Annotated in this window: 17 protein-coding genes; 7 read left to right on the top strand and 10 right to left on the bottom strand. The window is 61.3% G+C overall.

What is annotated here, in order from left to right; translation table 11 throughout:
• Positions 1-44: 44 nt before the first annotated feature.
• The 3 genes from ACK8OE_RS06535 to ACK8OE_RS06525 form a co-directional block, all read right to left on the bottom strand.
• Positions 45-1922, bottom strand: a complete 1878-nt coding sequence (locus ACK8OE_RS06535; RefSeq protein WP_410271878.1) for a ribonucleoside-diphosphate reductase subunit alpha — start codon at positions 1920-1922, stop codon at positions 45-47.
• Between the two features lie 254 nt (positions 1923-2176).
• A complete protein-coding gene (panD, locus tag ACK8OE_RS06530) occupies positions 2177-2542 on the bottom strand; it encodes an aspartate 1-decarboxylase (RefSeq protein ID WP_290797221.1) in 366 nt (121 codons plus the stop codon).
• Positions 2543-2759: 217 nt separating this feature from the next.
• The gene (locus tag ACK8OE_RS06525; RefSeq protein ID WP_126421836.1) at positions 2760-3383 is read right to left on the bottom strand and encodes a TetR/AcrR family transcriptional regulator; all 624 of its coding nucleotides are present in this window, start codon (positions 3381-3383) and stop codon (positions 2760-2762) included.
• 352 nt (positions 3384-3735) lie between these two features.
• Between ACK8OE_RS06525 and ACK8OE_RS06520 the strand changes: the two genes are divergently transcribed.
• Positions 3736-4803 carry a glycosyltransferase family 4 protein gene (locus ACK8OE_RS06520; protein ID WP_126421838.1) on the top strand — a complete coding sequence of 356 codons (1068 nt, stop codon included), beginning with the start codon at positions 3736-3738 and terminating at the stop codon, positions 4801-4803.
• 577 nt (positions 4804-5380) lie between these two features.
• Here ACK8OE_RS06520 and ACK8OE_RS06515 read toward each other — a convergent pair.
• Positions 5381-6433 (bottom strand): 1,9-bis(guanidino)-5-aza-nonane synthase, encoded by a 1053-nt coding sequence (locus ACK8OE_RS06515; protein ID WP_272739920.1) that lies wholly within the window; start codon positions 6431-6433, stop codon positions 5381-5383.
• Between the two features lie 149 nt (positions 6434-6582).
• Positions 6583-7851 carry a type III PLP-dependent enzyme gene (locus ACK8OE_RS06510; RefSeq protein ID WP_410271877.1) on the bottom strand — a complete coding sequence of 423 codons (1269 nt, stop codon included), beginning with the start codon at positions 7849-7851 and terminating at the stop codon, positions 6583-6585.
• A 292-nt stretch (positions 7852-8143) separates the two neighbouring features.
• Here ACK8OE_RS06510 and ACK8OE_RS06505 point away from each other — a divergent pair, with 292 nt between their 5' ends.
• The 6 genes from ACK8OE_RS06505 to ACK8OE_RS06480 all read left to right on the top strand — a co-directional run bounded on the left by ACK8OE_RS06505 (position 8144) and on the right by ACK8OE_RS06480 (position 14259).
• Entirely contained in the window at positions 8144-10348 is a 2205-nt protein-coding gene (locus ACK8OE_RS06505) for a methyl-accepting chemotaxis protein (RefSeq protein ID WP_410271876.1), read from the top strand.
• 143 nt (positions 10349-10491) lie between these two features.
• Positions 10492-11307, top strand: a complete 816-nt coding sequence (locus tag ACK8OE_RS06500) for a phosphonate ABC transporter ATP-binding protein (protein WP_410271875.1) — start codon at positions 10492-10494, stop codon at positions 11305-11307.
• Positions 11304-12359 (top strand): phosphate/phosphite/phosphonate ABC transporter substrate-binding protein, encoded by a 1056-nt coding sequence (phnD, locus tag ACK8OE_RS06495; protein WP_410271874.1) that lies wholly within the window; start codon positions 11304-11306, stop codon positions 12357-12359. The genes ACK8OE_RS06500 and phnD overlap by 4 nt, the downstream gene beginning before the upstream one ends.
• Positions 12359-13174: a phosphonate ABC transporter, permease protein PhnE gene (gene phnE, locus ACK8OE_RS06490; protein ID WP_410271873.1), complete on the top strand. Its 816-nt coding sequence runs from the start codon at positions 12359-12361 to the stop codon at positions 13172-13174. The genes phnD and phnE overlap by 1 nt, the downstream gene beginning before the upstream one ends.
• Positions 13175-13216: 42 nt before the next feature.
• Complete coding sequence (locus ACK8OE_RS06485; RefSeq protein WP_410271872.1) at positions 13217-13915, top strand: SDR family oxidoreductase; 699 nt, start codon at positions 13217-13219, stop codon at positions 13913-13915.
• A 53-nt stretch (positions 13916-13968) separates the two neighbouring features.
• Complete coding sequence (locus tag ACK8OE_RS06480; RefSeq protein ID WP_410271871.1) at positions 13969-14259, top strand: hypothetical protein; 291 nt, start codon at positions 13969-13971, stop codon at positions 14257-14259.
• Between the two features lie 95 nt (positions 14260-14354).
• On the opposite strand, the gene ACK8OE_RS06475 is transcribed toward ACK8OE_RS06480, so the two are convergent.
• The 5 genes from ACK8OE_RS06475 to dapF all read right to left on the bottom strand — a co-directional run bounded on the left by ACK8OE_RS06475 (position 14355) and on the right by dapF (position 18888).
• Positions 14355-14957: a MarR family winged helix-turn-helix transcriptional regulator gene (locus ACK8OE_RS06475; protein ID WP_410271870.1), complete on the bottom strand. Its 603-nt coding sequence runs from the start codon at positions 14955-14957 to the stop codon at positions 14355-14357.
• A gap of 87 nt (positions 14958-15044) precedes the next feature.
• The gene (locus ACK8OE_RS06470) at positions 15045-15734 is read right to left on the bottom strand and encodes an inner membrane-spanning protein YciB (protein ID WP_410271869.1); all 690 of its coding nucleotides are present in this window, start codon (positions 15732-15734) and stop codon (positions 15045-15047) included.
• Between the two features lies 1 nt (position 15735).
• A complete protein-coding gene (gene ftsY / locus ACK8OE_RS06465; RefSeq protein ID WP_410271868.1) occupies positions 15736-16677 on the bottom strand; it encodes a signal recognition particle-docking protein FtsY in 942 nt (313 codons plus the stop codon).
• Positions 16678-16724: 47 nt separating this feature from the next.
• Positions 16725-18053 (bottom strand): tRNA (N(6)-L-threonylcarbamoyladenosine(37)-C(2))-methylthiotransferase MtaB, encoded by a 1329-nt coding sequence (mtaB, locus tag ACK8OE_RS06460; RefSeq protein ID WP_410271867.1) that lies wholly within the window; start codon positions 18051-18053, stop codon positions 16725-16727.
• A complete protein-coding gene (gene dapF / locus ACK8OE_RS06455) occupies positions 18046-18888 on the bottom strand; it encodes a diaminopimelate epimerase (RefSeq protein ID WP_410271866.1) in 843 nt (280 codons plus the stop codon). Before dapF ends, mtaB begins: the two co-directional genes overlap by 8 nt.
• Positions 18889-19018: the final 130 nt, after the last annotated feature.

Genomic DNA, 19018 nt, shown 5'->3' with positions numbered 1-19018 from the left:
TTCAAACTTGCTCCCGGTTTCGGGTGCAGGGCCTGAGGCCCTGCTTACTGACAGGCGAGGCATTCCTCGTAGTCCGTCTTCCCGGCTGCGGCCATTGATACCGCGGCGGCCTTGCCTTCCGAACCGGCGAAGGCAGCGCGTTGGACCGACTTGGAGCGCAGATAATAGAGCGACTTGACGCCCTGTTCCCACGCCGTCCAGTGCAGCATGTGCAGATCCCACTTATCGACATCGCCCGGCAGGAAGATGTTGAGCGATTGCGACTGGCAGATTTCCGGCGCGCGGTCGGCGGCCAGTTCGACCACCCAGCGCTGGTCGATTTCGAAGGCCGTCTTGAAGATGGCCTTTTCGTCTTCGCTGAGGGCGTCGATGTGCTGCACCGAGCCTTCGTGTTCGACGATGGAGTCCCAGGTTTCCGGCGTGTCGAGCCCCTTTTCGGCCAGCAGGTTTTGCAGGAAGGGGTTTTTCACCGCAAACGAGCCCGACAGGGTCTTGTGCGTATAGATGTTGGCCGGGATCGGCTCGATGCCCGCCGAGGTGCCGCCGCAGATGATCGAGATCGAGGCGGTGGGGGCGATGGCCAGCTTGTGCGAGAAGCGTTCCATCACGCCGCGTTCTTCGGCGTCGAGGCAGGGCCCGCGCTCCTGAGCCAGCTTGACCGAGGCCTTGTCGGCTTCGCGGCGCAGGTGCTTGAACAGGCGCATGTTCCACGACTTGGCCATGGCCGATTCGAAGGCCACGCCCTGCGATTGCAGGAAGGAGTGGAAGCCCATCAGGCCGAGACCGACCGAGCGTTCGCGCTGCGCCGAATAGACGGCGGCCGACATGGCGTCCGGGGCCGACTGAATGAAATCTTCCAGCACATTGTCGAGGAAGCGCATGATGTCTTCGATGAAGCGCGGTTCGTCGCGCCATTCGAGGAAGGTTTCCGCATTGACCGAGGACAGGCAGCACACGGCGGTGCGCTCATGCCCCAGATGGTCCTTACCCGTGTGCAGCATGATTTCGGCGCACAGGTTCGATTGCTTGACCTTCAGGCCCAGCTCGCGCTGGTGCGGGGCCATGGACCGGTTCACCGTGTCGGCAAAGATCAGGTAGGGCTCACCCGTCTGCATGCGGATTTCGAGGATCTTCTGCCACAGGGCGCGCGCGTCCACATAGCGGATGATCTCGTTGTTCTTGGGTGAGCGCAGGCCGAATTGCGCGCCGTCGCGGACGGCTTCCATGAACTCGTCGGTGATCGAGATACCGTGGTGCAGGTTGAGCGCCTTACGGTTGAAGTCGCCCGACGGCTTGCGGATTTCGAGGAATTCTTCGATCTCCGGGTGGAAGATGTCGATATAGACGGCGGCCGAACCCCGGCGCAGGGAGCCTTGGGAAATGGCCAGCGTCAGGGAGTCCATCACGCGGATGAAGGGGATGATGCCTGAGGTTTGGCCCGCGCCCTTGACCTTTTCGCCGATGGAGCGCACGCCGCCCCAGTAGGTGCCGATACCACCCCCATTGGAGGCCAGCGCTACGTTTTCGTTCCACACGCTCACGATACCTTCGAGCGAATCGGGCACGGCGTTGAGGAAGCAGGAGATGGGCAGGCCGCGCTTGGCCCCACCGTTCGACAGGACCGGCGTCGCCGGCATGAACCACAGGTTCGAAATATAGTTATAGATGCGCTGGGCGTGTTCGGAGTCGTCGGCATAGGCCGTGGCGACGCGGGCGAACATGTCCTGATAGGTTTCACCGGCCAGCAGATAACGGTCGTCGAGCGTCTTCTTGCCAAAGTCGGTGAGCTTGTCGTCCTTGGACGGATCGGTCACGACCGTCTTGATCAGCTTGAACTCCGGACGCTCCTTGGGACGCACCTTGAGCGTACCCTTAACAGACGCCGCACCCTGAACCTTCGCCGCCGCATCATTTGCCGACATCGTCACACTCACCTGGTATGCCTGAGAAAACCGCTCCGCCCCCGGAGCACCGAAGGTCAGACCCAAGACAACTAGATATAGTGTCGAAGACCGCCGTCAGCCCCTATATGGGGCCATAATCGGATCGCATCGTCAACGGCCAAGTCGCCGCAGAGGCGAAGTTTTTCGTTAACAAAATCCTAAAAAAAACATTATGCCAAGCGCCACAAGGGTTTGGGCGCGAAAGGCAAAAATACCCCTAAAAAAGAGTCCTGTTAGAGAATCGTCGAGGGGGTTTCGCTGAGGTAGCGGTCAACCCGATTCTGACGATCAACCAGCACGACTCTGGGGATAATCGGAGTGTCGGTCAGCTCAAAACCCATGATGATTATCTGTTCAGATTCGTTGATCAGATGGGCGGCGGCACCGTTCATGGCGATCTTGCCTGAGCCGCGCTCACCGGTGATGACATAGGTTTCCAGACGGGCGCCCGACGTGTTGGACACCACCAGTACGCGCTCACCTTCCCACAGGCCGACGGCGTCCATCAGGTCCTCGTCTATGGTAATAGACCCGATATAGGCCAGATTGGCCTCGGTGACGTAGGCGTTGTGGATCTTAGAACGCAGCAACTGACGCATGGTGAACTTTCGAAAAGGATGGGCCACGAAAAACACGAAAAGACACGAACGCTATGGTTATGACTGGCGCGAAGCGCCTGACCGCGTATGCGTCGCAAAACGATCCGATGCCCTTCGGGCACAAACCCTGTGAGCGCTCGAATTTCGTGTCTTTTCGTGTTTTTCGTGGCTAATATCTTTTACGCGCCCGAAAGTCAGCCGTTTTCTCAGACCGCTCTCAATCGACCCAGAGGTCCGTCACATCACCCTTGCGGTTCAGCATATGCACGGCGCGCTTGATGACATTGAGCAGGTTTTCGATGCGTTCGGGCTGATCATAGGTCAGGGCGGCCCGGTGCAGACCATCCAGCGCAAAGCGAGCCAGATCACGGCTGGCCTGAAAACGCGCATCGACGCCGGCGGTGATAAAGCCCGGCGTAGCGCGACCCATGGCCCCGCGGTCAAAGGCTTCCTGCGCCGGGCGAATGGCCTTGGCCACATCCTCATCCTGACGCGCGGCACGCTCCAGCGCCAGAAAGGCCGCAAACGGCACCGAACTGAGCAGTCGCCAGTAGGCATCAATGGCCCCGTCCAGCGCGTCCTGACCGGGCTTCAGCTTGCCGGCTTCGGCTTCAAAGGCGGCTTCGCGCGCGGCGTGGATATGCCAGGCGGCGGCTTCGACCAGCGCTTCGCGGGTCGGGAAGTGATAAAGCATGGCGCCGCGCGTCAGGCCGCAGGCTTCGGCTATGGCGGCATTGCCCGCACGGTCGTAGCCCAGCTCGGCGAACAGCCGCATGGCGGTGTCGAGAATCTGAACCCGCGTGCGGCGGGACTTGGGCGTGTCTTTCGGTCGATCGCTCATAAGCTGCCTTCCAGCCTCCGCGCGCTGGCCTCCCGTGGTGTGTTGTTTACGGGCGCGGACGCTACTCACATTCCGGTCATTCGTCGCGGTTGACAAGGGGCTGGAGGGTTTGACGCGACTTTGTACCATAGGCTCGATTATACGCGCCTTTTTGTGCATCGCAACAACCCGCTCCTCACAAAAGCGGCGGCAAGCCCTGAAAAATCCACCCTTTGCCGTTCGCAACTGCGCAAAAGCCCCCGGATTTCCCCCACCGCTGTGGTCACTGTCGCAGGTGTGAAATAAAATCATGCTTCACAGACCGTCCGATGCCCTTTAGACAAGAGGGCCAGGACAACAGACGGAAACGATTGTGCGTATCTTACTGGCGACCGATGCGTGGGACCCTCAGGTCAATGGCGTGGTCACGACGATGAAACGAGTCATCGCCGAATGCGAAAAGCTCGGCCATGAATTCAAGATCGTGGACTATACCCAGTTCAAATCGGTGTCGTGGCCTGATTACCCTGAGGTCAAGCTGGCGCTGGGCTGCTACGAAGAGGTGCGTGAAATCATCCAGGACTATGAGCCGGATGCCGTGCATATCGCCACCGAAGCCTTTGTGGGCCTTGCGGCGCGGCGGGTGTGTATGGAATGGAAGATGCCCTTCACCACGTCCTATCATACCAAGTTTCCCGAATATGTGTCGGCGCGCCTGCCCATTCCGCTGAGCTGGGGCTATGGCTATATGCGCTGGTTCCACAAGCCGTCGGGCCGCGTGATGGTGGCGACACCCACCCTGCAAAAAGACCTTGAGGCGCGCGGCTTCAAGAACATCTCACCATGGACGCGCGGCGTCGATACAGAGATGTTCCGCCCGGACCTTGAGCCGATCTTTGGCGATCTGCCGCGCCCCATCATGACCTATATCGGTCGCGTGGCCATCGAAAAGAACCTCGAAGCCTTTCTGTCGCTCGACCTGCCTGGCACCAAGGTGGTGGTCGGCAAGGGGCCGCAGCTTGAGGAACTCAAGGAGAAATATCCGGACGCGGTGTTTACCGGCGCCCGCTTTGGCGAGGAACTGGCGCGCTCCTACGCCGATTCCGATGTGTTTGTGTTTCCATCCCTGACTGACACCTTCGGCCTCGTCATTCTAGAGGCCATGGCCTGCGGGACGCCGGTGGCGGCCTTCCCGGCGCACGGCCCCATTGACCTGATCCCCGGCACAGGGGCAGGCGTCATCGACGACGACCTCAGTGTCGCCATTACCGAGGCTTTGAAGCTCGATCGCGCCCACGTGCGCCGTCATGCCGAAAAGTTTTCGTGGCGCGCCTGTGCGGAGGAGTTTATCCGCAATCTGGAACCCTATCCGGAAGCGGAAAAGAAGAAGCTATGGGCGCGGTTGCGCGCCCTGCCGCGTCGCCTGCGCCGGGCGGCGTAAACGGATGGCCCGCAGAACAGTCACTGCGATGTTCTGCGTTTCCCTCATGGCTTCATCGGCTTCGGCTGCGCCCGTGACCGTGGCGCTGTGGCCGGACTCTGCCCATATGGGAAACCCCAGAGCCAAGGGCCCCGAACAGACGGGCAAGGGCAAGTCTCTGGTCGCCGGGCGGCCATGCGTTTGGCTTACGCCCCACGGACCTGCCGATTTCCGAATGTCCACAGCGAGTCGAGACATGGCTACGGAAAATGGGTGTTGTGAACACTGAAGACTAAAAATCCCCCCATCACGGGCGCCGAAATAACAACGGCCCTCTCTGGGGGGCAGAGAGGGCCGCGCATGCCGCCGGATTCGAGGGGGGGGGGGGATGATCCCGGCGACGAACTTATGACAGCGACTCAATTTCGTGTGTCACCGTCGTTAGAGCCTAAATAGCTACTATTTTAAAAAAGGGAAGAGGCTGAGTAAAAAAAAATCGCGATCTCTGACGCCAATCTTTGGTTAATGGCATTTTGATACCGTTAAGCAAACGATTAACAAGACTTATTCTCAAAAATCGGCGTCATTTACTCAGGGTTTAAGCAAACAGCTTGGCCCAGTTGCGCTTCTCGCGCGACTTCCACGCGCCACGGTGGTAGGCATCCGAACCGATCAGCGGCACAACCGTCGTGGCTTCGGCAAAGACCATCTGTTCGTAGGTGGTCGAAACCTTGCCCCACGAAGCGGCTTCCTTCAGCGTCGAGGACGAGCAGGCACCGTCACGCACGTCGGCGACGGTGATCTGCACCGCGTACTTGTGCATGTCGGCTTCGACGCCGAGGATTTCGGCGCAGACAACCGTGTCCTGCGCAAAGTTCTTCGGCACGCCGCCGCCGACCATGAACAGGCCCGTTGTGCCGGCTGCGATCTTGATGTCGGTCAGTTCGCGGAAGTCGGCAATGGCGTCGAGCATCAGATAGGGCTTACCCGCGGCCGCACGTTCCTTTTGGTGTTTGACGAGGCCGAAACCGGCAGACGAGTCCACAAAGGCCGGGCAGAAGATCGGCACGCCGTGCTCATAGGCGGTCTGGATCAACGAGCCTTCCTTCTTGGCATTACCTTCCGACAGCCACTTGCCCATTTCCCAGATGAATTCGCGCGAAGAATATCCGCGCGGCTCAAGGCGGTTGGCGATCTCAAGGATGGTGTGGTCGCAGGCCTGAAGCTCTTCTTCGTCGATATAGGTGTCATAGATGCGGTCGATATAGTTGTCGCGCAGGACGTTATCGTCCACCGGACCGGCGGCCTGATAGTGCTTGAAGCCGAGCGCTTCAAAGAAGTCCATATCGACGATCGAGGCACCGGTGGCGACCACGGCGTCGATCATGCCGAACTTCACCATGTCGCGATAGACGTGCATACAGCCACCGGCCGAGGTTGAACCGGCCAGGATCAGCCACGGCGAGCAGTCCTTGTCTTCCAGCGCCATGTTGAAGATGTCGGCGGCGCGGGCGGTATCGCGCGACGAAAACGACATCTTGCGCATCGAGTCGATGATCGGACGCGCATCGTAAGAGGTGATATCGACGTGCTCCACAGTGTTCTGGAGCAGGGCAGCCTTTTGATTGGATTGGGGGGTAGTTGCGTTCATCTCTTGGTCCTTTTGGAGATAAGAAGGTGGACGCCCGTCATGCACTCTTTGTCCCCCAGACGGAGCGATGGGGAGAGAAGCTGAAAAAAACTCGCGGCCCCTATAGGGCATAGGGACCGCCTTGGCAAATCAAGGTTTTCGGACAGGGCCTACTTGCTGCGCTTCTTGCCGCGCTTGCCACCCTTGGGGCGGTTGAGGCGCACGACCTTGTTCTCTTCGACGCTGCCGAACAGGCTGCGCGGCACGTTCAGCGAACGCGGGCCCAGACCGAACAGCGAGGCCATCGGCGCGTCGTCGAGGAAAACGGTTTCGGTCTGACCATAGCCGTTAAACCCGGTGGTCATAGCCACTCCATAAGCCCCCAGCATACCGATTTCGACGTAATCGCCTTCTTCCACATCGTCGGGCAGCCAGAACGGCCCCGGCATGTGGTCGATGGAGTCACAGGTCGGTCCGTAGAAGCGGAAGGGCTTCAGTTCCGGTTGCTCGTCACCATCTTCCGCACGGTGCAGGCGCACCGGGAAGGGCCACTTGGCGTGGGTGGCGTCGAACAGGTTGCCGTAGGCCCCATCGTTCAGATAAAGCGCGTCGCCCTTGCGTAACTCAACGCGGGCGAGGATCGAGGTCGATTCGGCCACCAGCGAACGGCCCGGCTCGGCCCACAGTTCCGTCGCCTCATGCACCTTCATTTCATCAAAGGCGCGATGGATAACGTCCATATATTCGGGCAGGGACGGCGGCACCATGCCCGGATAGACCGAGGGGAAGCCCCCACCGACATCGACAATATCGGCCAGCACGCCGGCGCGAACCAGCGCGCGCGACGCCGCCGACATGGCCGCCGCATAGGCCGTCGGGCGCATACATTGCGAGCCGACGTGGAAAGAGACGCCCATGCGGTCCTGTGTCGCCTGACGGGCGGCCAGCAACAGCGCCGGGGCCTCATAGGGCTGAGCGCCGAACTTGTTGGTCAGAGGCAGGTTGGAGCCTTCGCCCGACGTCGCCAGACGCACGATCAGATTGAGGTCCTTCGCGCCACCCGTGGCGTCGAGGATCTTCTGCAATTCTTCGTGGGTGTCGAGGCTGAAGGTCTTTACACCGAAATCGGAATAGGCTTCGGCGATGGCCCGTCGCGACTTGACCGGGTGCATGAAGGCCAGACGCGCCTCAGGCGCAAGGCCGCGTACCAGCTTGACTTCATTGATCGAGGCCACGTCAAACGAACCGATCCCGACGTCGAGCAGGGTTTCAATCACCCATGGCGAAGGGTTCGCCTTGACCGCGTAGAAAACATCGCCATTGAAGTGGCGCTGGAACCATTGCGCTGCGACGGAAACAGGCTCACGTCGCACAAGGGCGACGGGCTTTTCCGGTGACTGCTCGCGGACCAGGTCCAGGGCCGATTGGAAGTGTGCCACTGCCAATACCCCGTAAAGTTAAGTTAAACCCAGACCGGCGTTAGCAGCGTTTCAACGACGCCCAGCCCTTCGAGAAACGACCTCTTGGGGCCCCAGGGCGCCGACCTGTGTGTCGGGGTCCGCCGGAAGAGGGCTATATCGGGTATTTTCGCCTGACTGTAAAGGCGTTTTTTGTGACAGTTGGGACAGGCGCGGCCATCATTTTTAAATTTGAAAGCTGACTTTGACGTTAAGGAAACAGAAACCAAAACGCTGTTCTGTTTTGTAAGCCGCTACCTGCCCGGATTACGCCATGCCTTTCACCGCCCTTAGCATTCGCAGCAAGCTCATCATCATGACCGGGGTCTTTCTGGTGCCGATTGTATTGATGAGCTATCTGTTCGTGCAGCAATCGCTGAAGGACATCAATTTCGGGCGCAAGGAAATTCAGGGCGTCGAAGCCATGCGCGCCGTGTGGCCCGTTCTGAACGCCACAACCGCGCAGCTTTCCGGCGGTTCGGAGCCTCTTCCGGCCCTTGACCCGCAGGCCCCGGCTCTGAAGGCATTGGCGGCCAGCGAGGCCGACGCCCTGTCCAAAGCACCGGACGCCGAAGGGGCACTGGCGCTGCTCACCGTCCTCAGCGACCGTTCCAATCTGACGCTCGATCCGGATATCGACAGCTATTACGTGATGGACTCCGTGGCCTTCAAAGCGCCTGACGCCTTAAATCGTATCTCTGCCGTCGTACATGACATGGCGGCCTATCAGGCCAAGGCCACCCTGAGCACCGAGGAAACGACCAACCTTGTGGTGGGCGTGGGGCAGTTCAGTGCCGCCTGGCAGGGTCAGATCACCTCGCTCGACAAGGCGATTGCCGCCAACGGTAGTCTGTTGTCCACGCTCAAGACCGAGCGCGACGCCTATCACGCCTCTGCGCAGGCTTTGGAAGCCGAAGCCCTGACGCTGGCACACCAGATCCAGACGCAGGGACATGCGACAGGCGTCGATCTGACGTCACTCACCCGCGCCAAAACCGCCTACGCCAAGGCAAGCGATGCCCTGTGGCAAGCCTCAGCCAATGAGCTGAATCGACTTTTGCAGAAACGGATCAGCGGCTTCTCTACAACCCTCTATACCCTGCTGGCCGTCACCGTGGCGGCGGCTTTGCTGGCGGTGTTTATGGCGCTGGGGCTGGCTCATTCGATCCTGAAGGCTATCAATGGGCTCGATCAGAATATCCGTCATCTGGCGGACAGGGACCTCAATGCCAGCCTCCCCGAAGCGACGCGCAAGGATGAAATCGGCCAGGTCGGGCGCGCACTGGAGTTTTTCCGTCGCCGCACCATCGAAAAAATCGCCGACGCGGCCAATGATGTGAAACGCAATGAACTGATCATCAAGGAAAAAGACCGCATCAATACCCTTTCGGGACGTATCCGCAATGCCATCACCGATGTCATGGATGCCGTACAGACCCTGTCCTCATCGGTCGGTGATTCCACCGGTGAATTCAGCCAGACCGCCAAGACAACGCGCGAGGAACTGACGGCGGCCATCGAACGTCTGAGCGCATCGGCGCGCGACGTGGACAGCGTGTCGGCCAGTATGGCCGAGGTGAGCCAGAGCTTTGGCGAGATCGCCCGTCGCACCGGCGAAAGCGCGGAAATGACCGATCGCGTGGCCGGAGAACTGGAGCGTTCGCGTGAGATGGCGCAGGCCCTGACGCAGGCCGTTGAACGCATCGGCGAAGTGTCGCGCCTCATTCAGGACATCGCCGCCCAGACCAATCTGCTGGCGCTCAACGCCACCATCGAGGCGGCGCGCGCGGGCGATGCGGGCAAAGGCTTTGCGGTCGTGGCCGGAGAGGTCAAATCACTGGCCAATCAGACGGGCCGCGCGACCGCTGAAATCGAAGCCCAAATCAATGATGTGCGTCTGGCGGCCGAAAGCATGGTCGGCTCGGTGTCAGAAGTCACCGACATTATCGCGTCGGTGGCCCAGACGTCGCGCACGGTCGCCGATGCCGTAAAGACCCAGAGCCAGGCCGCTGACAGTATCCGTCAGAATCTGGAACGCGCCGCGCTGGGCAATCGCGAGGCCGAACGCATTATCAACCTGCTGCCCGAAGCCACGCGCCGGACGGAACGCACCGCCGACGACATGCAGGCCATTTCTCAGGATATGGCGGGGGCTTCGCGCGATATGCAAACCGAACTGGCGTCCCTTCTGGATGAGTTGGTCGATAAACGGGTAGCCGCGCGTTACGCCTCGACCGAGACGGTGGATATAGAGGTGGCAGGCCGCACGGTGCACAATCTGCGCCTCTATGACATCAGCGAAACCGGGGCACGTATCGGCGTCACACCGGGGCTCACGCCTGACGACACCGTGGTGATCCGTCTGGTGGATGCCGAGGTGGATGCGCGCGTGATCTGGGTCGGGGAGGACTCCTTCGGTGTTCATATGCTCAACGACTTCCGCTTTACCCAGCATCAGGTGATGCAAATGGCGGCTTAAGCGCTGCGACCTTTTGCGCGCGGCAAAGGCGATGGTTGCCAAAGCGCTCAAACTTCGGCAAAACTCCGGCGTTCATCTTTGTTAACGCCGCGCTGCGTTCAGGTGTCGGCGCAGGGGGGGGCGGGGTTGCCCCGTGAGCGCATATGCCGAGCCTTGTTGACGTTCAGTCGCTGTCGAAAAGCTTTGCGCTCAAGGCGCAGGGTGAGGCACCGACGCGTCGCTTCAAGGCGCTGGATAGTATCTCCTTCACCATGGACCACCCGCAGCGCATCGGCCTGATCGGACCGTCCGGGTCGGGCAAGTCCACCCTGTTGCGCAGCCTGTCCGGTCTGATCGTTGGCGACGAAGGCTCCGGTCCCGTCACGGTTATGGGCCGCACGGTGCAGGCCGATGGTCGCCTGGGGGCTGAGGTGCGCGCCGCGCGCGCCGATCTCGGCATGGTGGCGCAGTCGTTCAATCTGGTCGGACGGCTTAGCCTGTTTACCAATGCGGCGCTGGGGCTTCTGGGGCGCATTCCGCCTTTGCGCGGCCTGTTCGGCTTTTGGACCGCCGAAGAAAAGCAGCGCGTCATGCAGGCGCTCGACACGGTCGGCATAGCCGACAAGGCGTCGCAACGCGCCAGGACCCTGTCCGGCGGTCAGCAGCAGCGCGGCGCGATTGCCCGCGCCATCGTGCAGGATGCGCGCCTCCTTTTGGCCGATGAGCCCGTCGCCTCGCTGGACCCGGTGACGGCGCGCAAGGTGATGGAGCTGCTGGTGCATCTTAACGAAGACCGTGGCGTTGGCGTCATCGTCACCTTGCATCAGGTGGACTATGCTATGAAATATTGCGACCGTATTCTGGCCCTCAAGGACGGCAAGATCGTATATGACGGTCCCGCCGACGGCCTGTGCGCGGACCGCCTGAGCGAAATCTATGGCCCTGAGATCGAGCAGGCCTATTGGAGAGACCCGTCATGACCCTGTCGCGCAAGGCTATGCTGAGAGGTTTGTCGGCTTCGGCCCTCGCCCTGCCCTTCCTGACCTCGGGCTGCGGCAAGGTCAATCAAACCAAAGGTCCGCGGACGGAAATCAGCTTCTCCATCCTGTCCACCGAAAACGCGCAGAATCAGGAGCCCCTGTGGCGGCCGTTTCTGGCCGACATGGAAAAGCAGACCGGGCTTAAGGTGAAGCCCTTCTTCGGCTCCAACTACACGGCCCTGATCGAGGCCATGCGCTTCAATCAGGTGCAGGTCGGCTGGTTTTCCAACGCTTCCGGCCTTGAGGCCGTGCGCCGCGCCGATGGCGAGGTGTTTGCGCGCTCGTCTGACCCGTCCGGCGTCGATGGCTATCAGAGCGTCATCATTGCGCGCGCAGATTCCCCGCTGACCGCCGAAGACCTGCTGAAATGCGATGGTAAACGCACTTTTGGCCTGGGCGATGTCAAATCGACCTCCGGCACGCTGGCGCCGATGACCTACTTCTTCCTGCCGCACAAGGTCGATCCGGCCAAATGCTTCAAAACTGTGCGCTCGGGCAGCCACGAGGCCAATTTCCAGGCCGTGGCCAATGGCATGATTGACGCGGCCACCAACAACAATGCCTCGCTGGAGCGCATGGCGCAGGTCTCTCCGGAAAAGCTGAAGCAGATCAAGATTATCTGGACGTCCCCCACCCTGCCGGAAGACCCGATCATCTATCGCAAGGACCTCGATCCGGCGACCAAGGAGAAGATACGCTCCTTCTTCCTGTCTTACGGCACCGGCACTGATGCCGAAGGTCAACGTCAGCTCAAGATACTGAACAATCTGATCTTTGGCGTGTTCAAACCGGCGGACGATACCCACCTTTTGCCCGTGCGCGAGATGGAAGCCGCCGAAGCGCTGATCAAGGCGCAAAACGCCGGGGATGCGGCCGCCATCCGCAAGGCCGAGGCCGAACTGAAAGCCATTTCGCGCGAAGCGGCGGCGCGTCAGGCTGCCCCGCAGGCCCTGCCCGACTCTGCGCCCGGCGCAAGACCCGACGCGCAATAATGGTTCATCCCACTTCGCCCGAAGCGCTTCAGCCGCCGCGCGCCTCCCTGCCCGAAAAGCTTGTGAGCTGGGGGTTGTGGCTGGGCTTTGGCCTGTTGCTGGCGCTCAGTTTTAAGGGCGCGCAGATGGGTGACCTGCCCTTGCTGGGGCGTAACTGGGACAATACCAGCACCTATCTGCGCGACTATCTGCATCCGGATTTGTCTGATCCCTCGACCGTCGCCTACTATATCCGCGAAATGTGGGTCACGGTGCAGGTCGCCATCTGGGGCACCGTGCTGTCGATCCTTCTGGCGATTCCCTTCTCACTTTTGTGCGCCACCAATATCGCGCCGTCGTGGATCAGCTTTCCGGTGCGGCGCTTGATGGACACGCTGCGGGCGGTCAACGAACTGGTCATCGGCACGGCCTTTCTGGTGGCCGTCGGGCCGGGGCCTCTGGCCGGGGTGCTGGCTCTGGCCCTGCACAATACCGGCGTGCTGGCCAAGCTGTTCTCCGAGGCGGTTGAGGCCGTCGATCAGCCACCCATCGAAGGGGTGCGTGCCACCGGCGGCACGCGGCTTCAGGAAATCGTCTGGGGCATCCTGCCGCAGGTCGGGCCGTTATGGACATCGTTTGCCCTTTATCGCTTCGAATCGAGCGCCCGCTCGGCCACGGTGCTGGGCCTGATCGGGGCTGGCGGGATCGGGCAGGTGCTGTTCGACAATATCAACAGTTTCAACTACGCCCGCGTGTCGGCCATCGCCCTGATTATCGTTGCCGCCGTGGTGCTTATCGACCTGATCTCTGCGGCGCTGCGCAAGCGACTGGTCTGAGGCCGCCTGTCCGCCGTAGAAGGCGGAAACAGGAGTTCGGCTATGGCGCGTTATCTGATCATTGCAGCAGGGTCCGGCATCGGACAGAGCCTTGTACAACATCTGCGGCAGGGCGGGCACGAGGTGATCACCGCCGCCCGCAGCGACCGCACGATCACCCCGGATCACGTTGTGGATGCGGCGGATTTCGACGCCGTGGACGCCGTGTTTGCCAAGGCGGGCAAGCTGGACGGGGTGGTCAATCTGGCCGGGTCGCTGCTGCTGAAATCCGCAGGTCTGACCAGCCGCAGCCAGTATGATGCCACCATCACCGCCTCACTCACCACGGCCTTTGCCACGGTGCGCGCCGCCGCCCGGCACATGACCGAAGGCGGTTCGGTGGTGTTGCTGTCGTCGGCCGCCGCTCTGGAAGGGCTGGCCAACCACGAAGCCATTGCCGCGGCCAAGGCCGGAGTCATTGGCCTGACGCGCTCAGCCGCCGCCTCCTATGCGGGACAAAATCTGCGCATAAATGCCATTGCGCCCGGTCTGGTCGAAACGCCGCTGACGGCGGGGCTGGTCGGATCAGACGCCGGTCGCCGCGTGTCTGAGTCCATGCACGCTTTGGGGCGGCTGGGGAAGCCCGAAGACGTGGCCCGCGCCATTGCCTTCCTGCTCGACCCGCAAAACGACTGGATCACAGGGCAGGTGCTGGGCGTGGACGGCGGCCTAAGCCGTGTGCGCCCCAAGTTGAAAGTTTAAAGACTTAACCGGCATTAACCATTTAAATACCTGAATCACCGCATAAAGGCGATATGAGCACGATACCGCCTTCCCTGTCCCAGATGCTTCTTGGTCGCGCCGCCACCCCGGCCGCAGCCCAGAAACCGGCGACCGATACCTCTGCGCGTTTCAATGACGCCCTGTCGGCGCAGAAGGCCTTTTTCCGTCAGGCCACAGGTCAGCCGGCGTCCGTCGATCAGCCGGCGCCGAAACCGGCCGGCGTCACGCCCGCCACCTTCAAGGCTGCCGAGATCGCTCAGGGCACCAAGCCCGAAGACCTGCGGATGCTGCGTCCGGGCAGCCTGCTCAATATCCGAATTTAGTACGAATTATGAAATCGGGGTTTCTGAAGCGCCCACCACCGCACCTCGCCTACGGCTCGTGCGGTCCCCCTCCCCGGCGCGCCGGGGAGGTAAGATCAGGCGTCCTGCTTTTCCGCCGCAATGCCGTCGTTTAGCGCAGGAAACGGCAACGGTTCCTTGTGCTTTTTGCCGGCCTTCTTGCCCTTCTTTTTCTTGTCGGCCTTCTTCTCGCCCTTCGCCTTGCGCGGCGCGTCTTCAACATCCTCTTCGCGGACAGCGGCAATACGGCGCAGCAGCTTGAGAAAGCTGTCGCGCTTGGGCGGGGACAGCAGGGACAGGATACGCTCATCCGCCGCCTCGACCTTGGGGCGGATCTCGTTGAGAGCGGCGCGCCCTTCGTCGGACAGACGAACCAGATTGGCGCGCGCATCGGTAACTGAGCGTTCACGGACCAGAAGCCCCTTGGCGATCAGGCGCGCCACCATGTCGGCAAGCGTTGAGCGGTCGATACCCGTGGCCTTAACCAGGTCGGTCTGGGTCAGCCCTTCCGCCGTGTCCGCTGCCAGAAGCAGGGCGTATTGCCGCTGCGTCAGGGCGCTGTCGCCGGTTTCTTCGGTATAGATGTCAAGGGCGATTTGCAGCACCCGATGCAGAAGATGCGACGGCGAATTTTCCAGCAAGTCCGAACCCTCGAAATGATTACGCTTATGCTTCTTCATGCGCCGTCCCCATGCTGAACGACGCTATCTAAGCATCACTATACAACAGAATTACGACAAATCCATCCGCATACTGACGGAGTGTATTCAGGAGGCGGACGGGTTCGTTTCCGGCAGCATGTTCTTCATCAGGAAGGGGGTCAGGATCAGTGTAAAGACAATGGGTCCACCAAACAGGGACGCCATCTTCCACGTCACCCACACACTGTCCGACTGCGTGCGCCAGACGATCTCATTGGCCACGGCCATCACGGCATAAAAGCCGACATAGAGCCAGGTCAGCTTGGGCCACGCCTCTTCCTTGAGCTTCAGCGTTTCGCTGATCAGGCTCTTGAGCGGGTACTTTTTCATCAGGGCAGCGATCGCCAGAATCCCGCCGATCAGCAGGTTGATCACTGTCACCTTGACCTTGATGAAGACAGGGTCGTGGAAGAAGATGGTCATCAGTCCCATCGGAATGGCGAACAGGGTCGCCACCAATGGAATCCACGCCACGCGCTTTTCGATAATATAGGCCGCGATCAGAGCCACGATGGAAATAACGATCAGCACACCCGTCGCCCAGATCATCGGCGCGGTAGCATCCGTGCCGCCGACCTTCAGCGCACGGAAGATAAAGAAGCTTAGGCCGAACCCGATAACGGGCCCGAAGTCGATGGCCGTCTTGGTCCAGTTGGTCGCTGCCGGTTCCGGGGCGTCAGGCACGATGGCTTCGGGCAGGGCCTCGGCCTGAGCCTCGGTGATTTCGATACGCGGGTCTTCCTTGGGGGCGGTCATTTTACTCTCCGAGGGGCTCAAGCCCGACCATCGAGCGGGCAAAGGCACTGGCGCGGAACGGTTGCAGGTCGTCTATATCTTCGCCCACCCCGATCAGCTTGATAGGCGCGTCGGAGGCCTTGGCGATGGGCACAAGAATACCCCCGCGCGCCGTACCGTCCAGCTTGGTCATGACAAGGCCCGACACAAAGGCCTGACGCCCGAAAATCTGTTCCTGGCTGAGCGCATTGCGGCCGACCGTGGCATCGAGCACCAGAAGCGTCTCGTGCGGGGCGTCCGGATCGACCTTCTTGATGACGCGGACGATCTTCAATAGCTCGTCCATCAGTTGCTGCTTGTTCTGAAGGCGACCCGCGGTGTCGATCAGCACGACATCATAGCCCTCTTCTTTGGCGCGCACCGTGGCGTCATAGGCCAGACCCGCCGCATCGGCCCCGGTCTTGCGGCCCATAAAGTCGGCCTTGGCGCGTTCGGCCCATACCTTGAGCTGTTCGACGGCAGCGGCGCGGAAAGTGTCGCCCGCCACGATCAGTACCTTCGCGCCCTTGGCCGTCAGGGAGGCGGCAATCTTGCCCAGAGTCGTCGTCTTGCCCGATCCGTTCACCCCGACAAACAGCACGATATAGGGCTTGGGGCCCGACAGCGGGTCGAAACTGTCTTCGCGGCCTTTCAGTTCCTCGGCAATGGCTTCGGCCAAGGCCTCCTTGACGGCGTGGTCATCGGTCGAAGCGAATTTCTTGGCGGCCATTTTGCCGGCAATAGAGGCGGCGATATGCGGACCGAAATCGCTTTCGATCAGCATGTCCTCCAGCGCCTCGACGGCGGCGGCGTCAAGCGTCTTGTTGGCGACGAAGACGCTCGTCACCTGCTCGGTCAGCTGCTGAGAGGTCTTCGACAGGCCCTGCGTCAGGCGCGAAAACCAGCCGGGTTTTTTCTCGGTCATCAGTATCTCCCCCTCGCCCGATTACGGGAGAGGGTCGGGGTGAGGGGCTATATCAGCACAGCCCGCGCGCGTTTTCCGTCATGGCCGGTAATCCGCAAAGAGGCAATACCCCCGACCTTTACTTTCTCTGGCGCGTCTCCCTCGAACAGCACCTCGGTAAAGTCCGCTGCGCGGGCAAAGCCGGGCTTTTCAACGACGGCCGACACCTCGCGCCCCACCTGCTTATCCAGATGCCGCGTCAGGGCCTCCGCCGCCTTGCCACGCAGACGCGCGGCGCGGTCCTTGATCAGGGCGCGTGGCAGTTGCGGAATTTTCGCCGCCGGGGTCTGCGGGCGCGGGCTGTAAGGGAAGACGTGCAGGAAGGCCAGATCACACTCATCGACCAGCGCCAGCGAATTGGCGAAATGCGCTTCGCTTTCGGTCGGGAAGCCCGCAATCATATCGGCCCCGAAGGCCACATCCGGGCGCAACGCGCGCACCTGCTGCACCAGTTTTATGGCGTCATCGCGCAGGTGGCGACGCTTCATGCGCTTGAGGATCAGGTCATCGCCGTGCTGCAAGGACAGGTGCAGATAGGGGGCCAGCCGTTCTTCTTCGGCGAACAGACGCAGCAGCGTGTCGTCGATTTCCGCCGCATCAATAGACGACAGGCGCAGACGGTTAAGGTCCGGTACGTGCTTGAGGATACGCGCCACCAGATGCCCCAGTTGCGGCTGACCCGGCAGGTCATTACCCCAGGAGGTGAGATCGACCCCCGTCAGAACCACCTCATTATAGCCTTCGGCGACCAGCCGCGAAATCTGACCCACCACATCACCCGCCGCCGCTGAGCGCGAATTGCCGCGCCCATAGGGGATGATGCAGAAGGTGCAGCGGTGATCGCAGCCGTTTTGCACCTCGACATAGGCGCGGGCGCGGTCCTTCAGTCCGTCGATCAGATGACCGGCGGTTTCACGCACCGAAAAGATGTCGTTGACCGCAATGCGCGCCGAGTCGGGCCGCAGCGCATAGGCGCCAGCCTTGGCCTTGTCACCATTGCCGATGATGAAATCGACCTCACCCATAGTGGCGAAGGTGTCAGGGTCGGTCTGCGCCGCGCAGCCGGTAACGATCAGGCGCGCGTCCGGGTTTTCCTTGCGCGCGCGGCGGATGGCCTGACGCGCCTGACGCACGGCCTCGCCCGTCACGGCGCAGGTGTTGAAGATGATGGCTCCATCGAGCCCGTCTTCGGCGGCAACCTTGCGAATCTGCTCGGACTCATAGGAGTTCAAGCGGCAGCCGAAGGTCACCACCTCGACACCTGACGTCACGCCCGTGGGTGTGGCGGGCGGTTCAGCGGGAACCTCTTCGTGAGGGTGAGTATGACCATCAGCCATTGAGCTGGCCTTCGAATTCGACCTCGACCGGGCCCGTCATGATGACGTGATCATCCGCCTGCCGCCACAGGATGTGCAGCGGGCCGCCATCCATAATGACCGTGGCGTGGCGGTCGCTCAGGCCGCGTCGCGCGCAGGCGACCAGCGTGGCGCACGCGCCGGTGCCGCAGGCCCTGGTGATACCGGCCCCGCGTTCCCACACCCGCATACGGATGGTGTTGCGGTCGATGACCTGCGCAAACTCAACATTCACCCCTTCCGGAAATAAGGGATGGTTTTCGATCAGGCTGCCCGTGCGTTCGACATCGACCGCCGCCACGTCTTCAACAAAGAAGACCACGTGCGGATTACCCATCGAGACGGCGCATGGCGTGTGATAAAGCGGCGCGTCGATCGGCCCGACCTGAAGCTCCAGCCGTTCGGTGTTCATCTCTTCCAACAAAGGAATCTGCGTCCAGTCGAGTCGTGGCGCGCCCATATCGACGCTGGCCATACCGGTTGTCGCATCGCGCTCCAGCACCTTCGCTGTCGTCGCCCCCCCCAGGGTGTCGATGTGAAGGTCGGCACCGGGGGCGTCGCGGTCAAGATACCAGCTCACGCAACGCAGGGCATTGCCGCAGGTTTCCACCGTGCCGCCATCGGAATTCCACACCCGCATGAAGGCGTCACCCGATGCCGAGCCCTCAATCGCGATCAGTTGATCGAAGCCGATGCCGGACGCACGATCCCCCCACGCCTTCACCTGAGCGGCGGAGGGGCTGAAAGGGGCCTGGCGGGCATCGACGACCACGAAATCGTTGCCGAGGCCGTTCATCTTGAGAAAGGGGCGCGTCATGTGTCAGACGGCTCGCGGTTGGCCCAAAACCGGACATCCACTTTCGGGCGCGAGCCTTTGGCCGCTATATAGTCCCAAAGCCCGTTAAAATGTAGGCTTTTGTGGAAATTCTTGCTAACCGGGACGCATC

Origin of the sequence: Asticcacaulis sp. W401b, from assembly GCF_046503825.1 — a bacterium.
GTDB lineage: Bacteria > Pseudomonadota > Alphaproteobacteria > Caulobacterales > Caulobacteraceae > Asticcacaulis.
This window is presented reverse-complemented; position numbering and strand designations above follow the sequence as displayed.

Excerpts from the sequence above, each read along its gene's own strand:
- ACK8OE_RS06535 (WP_410271878.1), bottom strand. The coding sequence starts at position 1,922 with ATGTCGGCAAATGATGCGGCGGCGAAGGTTCAGGGTGCGGCGTCTGTT.
- panD (WP_290797221.1), bottom strand. The coding sequence starts at position 2,542 with ATGCGTCAGTTGCTGCGTTCTAAGATCCACAACGCCTACGTCACCGAG.
- ACK8OE_RS06525 (WP_126421836.1), bottom strand. The coding sequence starts at position 3,383 with ATGAGCGATCGACCGAAAGACACGCCCAAGTCCCGCCGCACGCGGGTT.
- ACK8OE_RS06515 (WP_272739920.1), bottom strand. The coding sequence starts at position 6,433 with ATGAACGCAACTACCCCCCAATCCAATCAAAAGGCTGCCCTGCTCCAG.
- ACK8OE_RS06505 (WP_410271876.1), top strand. The coding sequence starts at position 8,144 with ATGCCTTTCACCGCCCTTAGCATTCGCAGCAAGCTCATCATCATGACC.
- ACK8OE_RS06500 (WP_410271875.1), top strand. The coding sequence starts at position 10,492 with ATGCCGAGCCTTGTTGACGTTCAGTCGCTGTCGAAAAGCTTTGCGCTC.
- phnD (WP_410271874.1), top strand. The coding sequence starts at position 11,304 with ATGACCCTGTCGCGCAAGGCTATGCTGAGAGGTTTGTCGGCTTCGGCC.
- phnE (WP_410271873.1), top strand. The coding sequence starts at position 12,359 with ATGGTTCATCCCACTTCGCCCGAAGCGCTTCAGCCGCCGCGCGCCTCC.
- ACK8OE_RS06485 (WP_410271872.1), top strand. The coding sequence starts at position 13,217 with ATGGCGCGTTATCTGATCATTGCAGCAGGGTCCGGCATCGGACAGAGC.
- ACK8OE_RS06480 (WP_410271871.1), top strand. The coding sequence starts at position 13,969 with ATGAGCACGATACCGCCTTCCCTGTCCCAGATGCTTCTTGGTCGCGCC.
- ACK8OE_RS06475 (WP_410271870.1), bottom strand. The coding sequence starts at position 14,957 with ATGAAGAAGCATAAGCGTAATCATTTCGAGGGTTCGGACTTGCTGGAA.
- ACK8OE_RS06470 (WP_410271869.1), bottom strand. The coding sequence starts at position 15,734 with ATGACCGCCCCCAAGGAAGACCCGCGTATCGAAATCACCGAGGCTCAG.
- ftsY (WP_410271868.1), bottom strand. The coding sequence starts at position 16,677 with ATGACCGAGAAAAAACCCGGCTGGTTTTCGCGCCTGACGCAGGGCCTG.
- mtaB (WP_410271867.1), bottom strand. The coding sequence starts at position 18,053 with ATGGCTGATGGTCATACTCACCCTCACGAAGAGGTTCCCGCTGAACCG.
- dapF (WP_410271866.1), bottom strand. The coding sequence starts at position 18,888 with ATGACGCGCCCCTTTCTCAAGATGAACGGCCTCGGCAACGATTTCGTG.